We start from the raw sequence: 207 nt of genomic DNA, 5'->3' as shown, positions 1-207 counted from the left end.
CCCAGTGACGTCCTGAGCGCCAGCCCCTCGGCGGCCCGCGCCACAAAGAAGGTCCGCGCCCCTTCGGCCATCAACCGTTTTGCACAGGGTGCGGCGCCCAGCCCGTACCCGTCCGCCTTGACCACCGGATGCACTGGCACGCCGGTGAGGGCCTCCAGCGTATGATAGTTGCGCGCCAGAGCGTTCAGATCGACGGAGAGGACAGCA

Annotated in this window: 1 protein-coding gene; it reads right to left on the bottom strand. The window is 68.1% G+C overall.

Annotated features, from left to right (window positions below):
- Positions 1-207, bottom strand: a 207-nt coding sequence (locus tag ACM5QX_RS29740) for an alanine racemase (RefSeq protein ID WP_414756790.1), incomplete at both ends; no start/stop codon positions are given.

It is taken from the genome of Anabaena sp. CCY 9910 (assembly GCF_963920875.1).
In the GTDB taxonomy this organism is placed as follows: domain Bacteria; phylum Cyanobacteriota; class Cyanobacteriia; order Cyanobacteriales; family Nostocaceae; genus Trichormus; species Trichormus variabilis.
The sequence above is the reverse complement of the archived record's forward strand: the minus strand, read 5'-3'. Positions and strand labels throughout refer to the sequence as shown.